Origin of the sequence: Bartonella sp. PS7NMGDW, from assembly GCF_042193585.1 — a bacterium.
Classification (GTDB): Bacteria; Pseudomonadota; Alphaproteobacteria; order Rhizobiales; family Rhizobiaceae; genus Bartonella; species Bartonella grahamii.
Genome location: NZ_JBHILX010000001.1, coordinates 318,393 through 328,578, shown reverse-complemented (window position 1 = coordinate 328,578; position 10,186 = coordinate 318,393). Strand labels below are relative to the sequence as shown.

Sequence of the window (10,186 nt, the reverse complement as noted above, 5' to 3'; positions counted from 1 at the left end):
CGCACGGAGACTACGCGCTAAAGTAACCTCTTCTTCTTGCTTAACAAGGATACTATCTCTTACATCGACAATCTCTTCATTCAAAGTGTTGAAAGTACTGTTAACACCTTCAAAAGCATCAGCAACATTATGATAAGTCTTCTCGTCACCTTCTACGCCATCAGCACCAAATTGCGCAACTTTGAAATCAGGCTTTGTCCATTTGCTGTCCTCATACTTGGCATTACCACCAAAATATTCCGCAAGGGCTGTGTTCGTAGAATGGAGCTGTGAGCCATTAACCGCATCGGTTGAGCTTTCTGAGAGTTCACCATCCTTAAGAGAGGTGATCTTGCTATTTTTTCTGTCCTCTTTTTCTCCATGCTGCGCACTAAAGGCATTTGCATCTTTGCTCCATGACAACGAATCCTGTGCAACACCTTGTGTCACATCTTTGATCCGCTGATTTACATTCTTGATACTCGTATCAATGCCTTCAAAAGCTGTACCAACATCTTTAAATTCAGCTTCTTCTTCATTACCGTCTTTAGAAATCTTAGATAATTTATAGGTGGGTCCCGTGAAAGCACCATCTGTAAAGGTTGTACCACCACCTAAAAACTTCGCAACATCTTCAGAGAGGGTATGAATTTGTCCACCATTAATGGCATCACGTGAATCCTTGGCAATACTGCCAACAGCTACATTATGGAGAGCAACGGCTTTTGCTTCCTTACCTTTCCCTAACGTCACACTTTCATAATTAATGGTGTTTTCTTTATCTGTATTTTTATCATAATGAACAACTGCTGATTCATCAGATTGAAGATTATCAGAAAGGTCTTTTAAACCCTTATCAAGTTGGCCTTTATTAACCGCTTCATTGTTATTGGTCGCTTCCTTCACACCGGAAATAACACGATCAGCACTACTCTTATCGGCAATATTGATTGTAGCGCCATCTGTCTCCGCACCAATCTTGATAGTCTTGCTGTCTGTATCCTGTTTAACTAGGCTATCACCTACAACCTTGTTAATCTCTTTTTTTACATTTGTGATAGAAGTACCTACACCCTCAAAGGCAGAAGCTACATCAGTATAGCTTTTATCTTCTGCAGTGCCATCTTCCTTAACGGTCTTAACCTTGAAAGTGGGATCTGTCCATTCACCATCCTTATACTTAGCATCACCACCAAAATATTTCGCTGTATGCTCAGCAACCTTAGTAACATTTTCATTGGTGGTAAAAAGCTGTGAGCCATTAACCGCTTCGCTTGAGTCTTCTGAGAGTGTTCCAGCACTCACACCAGAAATGGTCCGATTAGCACCGTCTTTGTTGAGAATACTTACTTCAGTACCGCCTGATGCCTTACCAATGGTGATAGTACCCGATCCCCCCGCACGGAGACTACGCGCTAAAGTAACCTCTTCTTCTTGCTTAACAAGGATACTATCTCTTACATCGACAATCTCTTCATTCAAAGTGTTGAAAGTACTGTTAACACCTCCAAAAGCATCAGCAACATTGTGATAAGTCTTCTCGTCACCTTCTGTGCCATCAGCATCAAATTGCGCAACTTTGAAATCAGGTTCTGTCCATTTGCTGTCCTCATACTTGGCATTACCACCAAAATATTTAGCAAGGGCTGTGTTCGTAGAATGGAGCTGTGAACCATTCACCGCATCGGTTGAGCTTTCTGAGAGCTCACCATCCTTAAGAGAGGTGATTTTGCTATTTTTTCTGTCCTCTTTTTCTCCATGCTGCGCAGTAAAGGCATTTTCATCTTTGCTCCACGACAACGAATCCTTTGCAACACCTTGAGAAACTTCCTTAATACGAGCGTTCACATTCTTGATATTGTCATCAAGTCCTTTAAAGGCAGAACCAACATCGGTATGCGATTTATCTGTTACTTCACCTTTTTCATCAATATTCGATAATTTATACTCCGGTACTTTAAAGTTTTTGCCATCAAAGGATACATCTCCGCCTAAAATTTTTGATAAATCCTCAGTGATTGTATGAAGCTGACCACCATTAATCGCATCACTCGAAGCTGATATTATAGAACCACCGGCAACACCTGTTATTTTTTTACCTGCAGCATCAATACCATCCGCTATTACTTTGGGGCCATTTTCAATGGTTAAGCCCGTTTTATCTAAAGTGACGTCTTTTAATTTTACGCTGTTTAATGTGACATCTTGTGCCAAATCAAATGTTATTTTTTTATCGTTACTGTCTCTTTCATCACTATTTTTAATCTCAAAGTTTTCGCTTCCAGAGACCAAATTTAATATATCGCCCGGCTGAAAGCCTGAAACAGCCTTATCATTGAGAGAAAGTGTCCACCCTTGTGCTACAAATTCTCTTAATTTTTTCAGCTGCGCAATGTTGACAGCATCAGTGTCATTGGTACCAGCGGCAACACCTGTAAGCTGTCGTGTTATCTTATTCGGAGTATCACCAATACTAAAAGCTCCTTGAGTGCTTTTCCATATCACATCATCATTTGTTGACTGGCTACCTATAGAAGGATCATAGCCAACAATAGACGCCGAGTTACGAGAAACAGATTTATAACCCACAGCAACACCACCAGTAACATCAGCTTGTACTTGTGCATTTGAGCCCAATGCAATACTATTTTCAGCAGATGCATTTGAAAGTCCACCTAATGCCATACTATTTTCAGCAGATGCCGCTGCAAAACCACCTAATGCAATACTATTTTCGGCAGATGCATTTGAAAGCTTCCCTAACGCAATTCCTGCATCCCCTTTTGTCTTTGATCCAATACCTATAGCAATACTTCCTTGCCCACTTTCTTCCTCACCGGCTGCAATTTTAATGCTCTTCGATTCGGCATTCCATTTAAAGACACTATCATCGGTAGCTTTTTTAATCTCATTGTGAAGATTTACATAAGACTTACCCACACTCTCAAAGGCTTTTGCTACATCCGAAAAACTTTCTTCTTCAATCTCATTCGTCTTAGGATTGAAAGTTTTAATCTTGAACTTTGGATCATCCCATTGGCCATTCGTAAATTTAACACCACCGCCTAAATATCCGGCTATATGGGTCGCTACAACATTCAACTGACTCCCATTTACCGCATCTTGTGAATCTGCACTAAGATCACCAGATGCAATACCAGTTACCCTTTTATTTCCAGCACCAATACCATCGGTCGTTATTTTCGGACCATCAGTAATGACCAGACCTGTTGCATCTAGGGTGGTTGTGCCTGCCTTTAAGCTCGTTAATGTAACATCTTGAGCTAAATCAAATTTTACATTATTATCTTTATCGCCTTTTGTAATGTTAAGATTTGTACTTCCAGTTGAAAAATCTACTCCGCTATCCATAATGACTGTTTTAGCATCTTTCCCACCGACAGAGAGTTTCCAACCATTTTTTCTTACGACTTCTTCTAAGTCTTGCAATTGTCTTAGATTCACTGCGTCTGAATCTTCACTACCAGCCGCTACACCTGTAATTTGGCGCGTTTTTTTAGTACCAGCATCACCAACACTAACAGCACCTAATGTAGATTTCCAATAAGATGACGTATTTTTTGCAGGTCCCTGCAGCACAGAAGTATAACCCGGAACACCAGCAGCCCTATTAGCTATAGAATTGCTTCCTAGAGCAACGCCCCCTGCCACTTTCACCTGCGTTTTGAAGCCTAAAGCTGTACCGTCCTCCTCCTCCACCCGTACAAAACGACCAACAGCAACCGCGTCATTCTTTAGTGACACTATATCTGCACCAACAGCAACGGATCCACCTCTATGGATCTCAGATTTAGAACCTATGATAACGGATGCCGCTAGCTTTTTATTTCCTTCAGCTAATACCGCCTTCGCTTTATAACCAATAACAACACTGTCCGTGGTTTCCGAAGTAATATCATTACCAAAAATAACATTATTTCCCGATACATCACGTTGCATTCCCTCTGTTGAACCACTCCGTAAGATATTAGACACATTAATAATATCTGTATTCTCATCATCCTGTGCAAGCTGTTGGTCTAAAGAGCTATCAACCACAAATGACCGTGGACTGACGAGAGACCTTTTATATTGCCCTCCTGCATCTAGGGTTCTTGCCAATACATTTTTGCTATCCGCCATCAAAACATTCACGACAGGACTATAATCACTTACACCAGAGAGGGTTTTAGTTAAAAAATTTGCATAGTCATCGGCAGCATTAATCTTTTCTAACCCGGCTTTATTGAGTGCTGTTAAATAATTGTCTTTTGAAACAGAAGAAGCATTCAAACCAGAAACAGAGATAATGCTTTGCGGATAAGAAACACCAGCACTGTTAACACCTTCGAGAAAGCTGTTTCTAAAATCAGGATTTGCTGAAAAAACAGGTGTAAAATTCGATAAAAATGTAGCCGCTGTAGCCAATGAAAGAACTTTAACAAAAGAAAAACGAGAAAATTTTAAATCGCTCCCTGCTAATTTTGTATATAATTTTTTCATAATGAACTCCCCAATGAAAAAATAACTATAACCACAAAAAAAACACATTTAAACGCTACAAAGTTCTCTGAAATTGTTTTTTCTAAATATATTCAAAAGCTTAAGGACTGATTGAAAAGATAGAGAAGTTGATGTTTTGTAGTTAACGTGCTCTGTTCTCTTACCTTTCCTAAAAAGGTAAGTTTTCTTGTGTTGGTTGGTTTTTTTTAATCTTTAAACCTGTTGGTTGTTTTTTGCAAGGGGTAGAATTGGTTTAGTATATTGTTTTTATAACTTCCTACAGTAAAATTGAAATACATTTAAATATATACCTTTGTCTTACTAGAAAGTTTTTTAATAGATTTTTAGAGAGTGAAATTTTCTTTAGATTTAAAAGTTAACGCAGAAAATAATGGACTTATGATTTATGAAAAAACTTATTATCTTATTTTGAAATAAGAAGTTCATTTTGTTGAAAGTGTATAGGTTTTTTCTGTTTTTTAAACCTGTATTTGTCGTTATAGCGCTTATCAATTTATATATATAATTTTTACATACGTAACAACATTTCACCCCTGCCTCATGAGACAGGGGTGAAAAGGAATTTTTATGTATTTTGTTTATTATCAGTTTAATGTCATATTGAATCCCGCACCTACACCCCAGTGACCTCCAGAAGTTGTTGCGGATATGTTAGAGCGGTATTTTCCATTTTCTGAGGTATAACCTGCACCAAAGGCAAATGCAGACTGACTACGCCATAAACCAGTACCAAATCCAACGCTTAATTTTCCAGGTGTATCATTATAGCGTAAGTTAGACACCGCTAGACCAATAGCCGCTGCTTGTCTTGCCTCTTTTTTTACATTCTCAATACTGTAGTTTAAAACGTTAAACTTCATATCTGTATATTGGTTAGCCCGATCAACAGCATCATCAATCGCATCGACAACAATATTGTTCACCCGTTGATCTGTGTAATGCTTGGATTGATCAAGAATAATCTTCATCTGTTCTTTAGTATAGTCATGGAGTTGACCACCATTTACAGCTTCTTTTGATCCCTTCTCAATTTTACCATCAGCTACATTATCAATTAAAACAGGTTCACTGGCATCACCACCCGCTAATGTGATTTTATTGGTTTTTTTGCCGTTTTCATCTCTGTCATAACGAACAGCGTCCTCAGCAATATCGTTAACTTTGTTTTCAATATTGAAAACCGTTTCACCAATATCCGTAACCGTAGTGGAAATATTGTCGACTCTGTTGGTAAGATGCTTAACATCTTTTTCAACACCCGTGACACGTTCATTGGTTTTCCAAAGTTGTCCACCATTAACCGCATCTTTCGAACCTTCTACAATTTTACCATCAGCTACATTGATAATTTTATTCGGCTTTCCATTGCGACCAGCATCATAGGCTTTTTCTTTATCATTCCACTTTAAAGCATCTGTATCGACCTTGTTGATGACATCATCAATACGGTTATTAATATTTGACATCCCATTATTAATATCACCAAAAGCATCAGCGACATTATGGTGCTCTTTCTCAACAGTCGTACCATCAGCATTGACTTGAACAATCTTAAAAGTAGGATCTGTCCATTTGCCATTCTCATATTTGGCACCGCCACCGAAATAATTAGCAAGCTGGTTACTCATGGAATAAAGCTGGTTACCCGTAATGGCATCTGTTGAATTTTTAGCAATTTCACCATCCAAAAGATACTTCAATTTGCTCTTTGTTTTCTGCCCATCTTTTTCATGACGTGCCACGAATGCTTCTTCACCATCATCCCACAGTAAAGCATCTTTTGAGAAATCTTCAATTTTCTGATTAAACTCATTGGATACATTTGTTAAGCGCTTATTTACATCTTGAACATTATTATCAAGACCTGTTAAAGCTGAACCAACGTCATAAAAATTAGCCTGCCCTACCTTACCATCTACAATAGCCGATAAAGTATATTTCAGCCCTTTAAAAGCACCGTCAATAAACTTTGCACCACCCCCAAAAAACTTTGCAATCTCTGCTGATATTTTATTAATCTGACTACCGTTGATTGCATCATGAGAATCTTGAGAAAGGCTGCCATCTTTTACGTTAAGAAGAGCAACTGGCCCATTACTCTTATTGCCGCCTAAAGTCACACTCCCATAATTAACACTATCATCGCCATTCTTATCGTAGAGAACCGCAGCAGCACTTGCTGTCTCAATATCTTTCGTAATATCCTTTATGCTTTTATCAAGTTGGTCTTTGTTAACAGCTTCATCGCCCTTTTCTGCTGCCTTAACACCAGAAATGGAACGTGCGACCTTACCATATCCTGCAATATTGATCTCAGTACCAGCTGTATCCTTACCAATAGTGATAGAAGCAGAAACTCCGTCTTGCTTAACAAGACTATTTTTTACCACATCGGAAATCTTATTATCAATATTTGTGATAGAAGTATTGACAGCAGTAAATGCATCAAAAACATTATTATATTTTGTATCCTGAATAAGGAAAGATGGCTCTACACCGTTCAGTACATCTGTACTGCCACCAAAATATTTCGATGTATTTTGAGCAACTGTTTTGAGATCATTGGTAACAGTAGTAACATTTGCATTTGTTTTAAAGAGCTGAGACCCATTTACTGCTTGCGTTGATGTTTGAGAAAGTTCTCCATCTTTCACACCGGAAAGTGTTCTTTCTTGATTATCTTTATTTACAAGGCTAATTTCAGTACCACCGGTTGCTTTACCCACAGTAATAAGACCATCTTCTCCTTCCTGTTTTACAAGGCTATTTTCTGTCACATTATTAATCTGATTATAAATATCTGTGATAGAATTATCGACACCCTCAAAAGCATCAGCGACATTATGGTGTTCTTTCTGAGTAATAGTACCATTCGCTTCACGCTGAGAAATTTTGAAAGTAGGCTCTATCCACTCTCCATCCTCATAACTAGCGCCACCGCCAAAATAATTTGCAATCGTATCGCCCATCGCATAAAGTTGGGAACCATTTATTGCATCTGTTGACTCTTCTGAAATCTTTCCATTTTTCACACCCGCAATGGTTCGCTCTCCCTCATTACCTGCGATATCGATTTTTGTACCGCCTTTTTCTTTACCAATGGTAATAATCTTTTCCTTCTCATCCCATTGAACAAGACCATTGTCAGCTATCTCGTCTTTTATTTCTTTCAACTGTGCAAAGTTTACAGCATCGGTATCATCTTCTGCCTTAGCTACTCCTGTAATCTTTTTATCGCCAGCATCAATACCATTCTGAGACATGCTAGGGCCATTACCATCAATAAACTTAAAGCCATCACTATTCATAATGCTGTTGCCTGTCGTAACACTCGTGAGTTTAAGAGCATCATTCAAAGAAAATGTAACTTTATTATTATTATCTTTTTCAATTTTGATATTTTTGCTTCCGTCCCCACTCGCAGCCGCAACAAGATCTACTGTACTCCCAGCTTTAACATCTGTAGCATTGTTACCATCAACAGAAAGTTTCCAGCCTTTTTCTGCAAGTGTTTTGACTTCTGTCAACTGTGCAAAGTTTACAGCATCGGTATCGTCTTCCCCTGCCGCTACTCCTTTAATCGTTTTATCACCAGCATGAATGCCATTAACAGTTATGCTCGGCCCCTCATCACCGTCAAATCTAAAGCCATCAGCATCCATAATGCTGTCTCCTGCTGTGACAGTCATTACCTGAATATCATCAGCTAGATCAAATGTGACTTTATTGTCTTTGTTTTTTGTAATTTTGATATTTTTACTGCCGTCCTCATTCTCATCAGCAATAAGATCCACTGTACTGCCTGCTTTAACATCTGTAGCATCTTGACCTTCAACAGAAAGCTTCCAGCCGCCCTCTTTAATTCCTGCTGTAAATTCTTTCAGCTGTTTAAAATTTACTGCATCAGTATCGTCTTCTGCCTCAGCCACATTTGTGATGACTTGATTTCCAGCATCAATACCATCAATCCCCATCATTGGACCATTCTGAATAATAAAGCCATCATCACTCATAGAGCTTTGACCTGTAGTGACTTTTGTAAGTGTGAGAGTATCACTCAAAGTAAATTGGATTTTATGCTTAGTATCTTCAGTATTTTTTACAATCGTTAAATTGTCTTTTCCTTCTTCACTATTGTTCACTGAAAAATCTACGGTATTTCCTGAATTCACGTCTGTAGGATTTGTATCGTTAGCAGACAGTTTCCAGCCCCCTCCTCCTGCTATGACATCTCTCATAGCTTTTAGCTGCGCCACGTTTACCGCATCGGTATCTTCACTACCCGCAGCCACACCGGTAATTTGTCGTGTTAGGGTACCATTACCACGACCACCAACTTCCCCTACACTAAAAGCTCCTGTTGTGCTTTTCCAAGCCATATCGGTTTTTGTTGTCCCTACACCTGTTACAGGATCATAACCAGCAACACCCTTGTCTCTATCAGAGATAGCCCCACCGCCTACAGCAACACCATCCTTAGAAAGTACTTGCGAATTTACACCAATGGCAACGGAATCTTCCGTTTCAGCATAAGCTTGCGTACCTATAGCAATCGAATTTTCAGCCTTCGCTGTTACTATTCTGTTAGGATCCACTCCTTCAGTTCTGTCAGAACGCCTGCCCCCTATTGCAATAGAACCTGAACCTAAAGCTTTAGCATCTGTACCTATAGCAATCGAATAATTCTGTTTCGCCTCTACTTTAGTCCCTAAAGCAATACTATTGCTACCAGAGGCAGTTGCAAGTCCCCCAATAGCAACTGTAGATTTCCCCGATGCTTCTGAGCCTACACCCATGGCAACACTTGCTATACCACTTGCAAGTGCAGAAACACCAAAGGCTTGTGCACCCCCTGCCTTTGCTGTCGCACCTGCACCAAATACGGTTGAATAATTACCCGTCGCTGCAGATCCACAACCGGTAGCAAAAGAATAAACACCGTAAGCCTCAGGCATAGCATTACCGACACCAAAAGTGTTTGTTCCCATATAACCTTTAGTGGGATCACTTAATGTTCCATCACCCGTCCAAGTAACCTTTTCAGTGGTCGTGCCATAAGGCTGACGACCACTGAAAACTTTCTCACCAATAAATCTCTCATATTGTTCTTGTGCGGTTATTCGTCGATTATCAGAAATTCCTTGTTGTTGTTTGCCGCCACGCCCAATAACACTGTCTGCACCACAGAAATCATCATCACCAGCTAAAACAACACTACCATGACTCCCATGTGCATAGGAAACACTGGTACCACTTGTACTATTATTATTCCCTCCTACGAAGGCAAAATTGGCAGCAAAAACAGGAGAAACACTCGATAAGAGTGTGGCCATTGCCGCGCTGAGCGAGACAGCTTTAATTAAATTTGGTGTGGAATATTTTTTTTTCATAAGAACCTCCTCCAACAGAGTTCAACATCATCACAACGCGTAAAAACGCACATGGCAAAACCCTTAAGTTTGCGCACTTCAAAAACCAATAAATGAAGACAAAATCCCCCCTCGACACCGCTATTTATTACGGCATCGCCCTAAAATCTTTGCAACAACATCGAATCTAGAAAAGTCCCCAACCCTTTTAGCTAGAGGGATTCAAGCTAAAAAATAAATAAAAACACAAGACTTTGAAAATATAACGTAATCTCCATTCAAAAACACTGCGATTTATCTCTTAACAAAAATAG

Annotated in this window: 2 protein-coding genes; both read right to left on the bottom strand. The window is 39.3% G+C overall.

Features of this window, described 5'->3' with window-relative positions; all coding sequences use genetic code 11:
• A partial coding sequence (locus tag ACFIKJ_RS01240) for a hypothetical protein (RefSeq protein ID WP_375670161.1) occupies nucleotides 1–4,482 on the bottom strand: 4,482 nt, incomplete at its 3' end.
• Between the two features lie 605 nt (nucleotides 4,483–5,087).
• Nucleotides 5,088–9,893: a Vomp family autotransporter gene (locus ACFIKJ_RS01235; protein ID WP_375670160.1), complete on the bottom strand. Its 4,806-nt coding sequence runs from the start codon at nucleotides 9,891–9,893 to the stop codon at nucleotides 5,088–5,090.
• Nucleotides 9,894–10,186 lie beyond the last annotated feature (293 nt).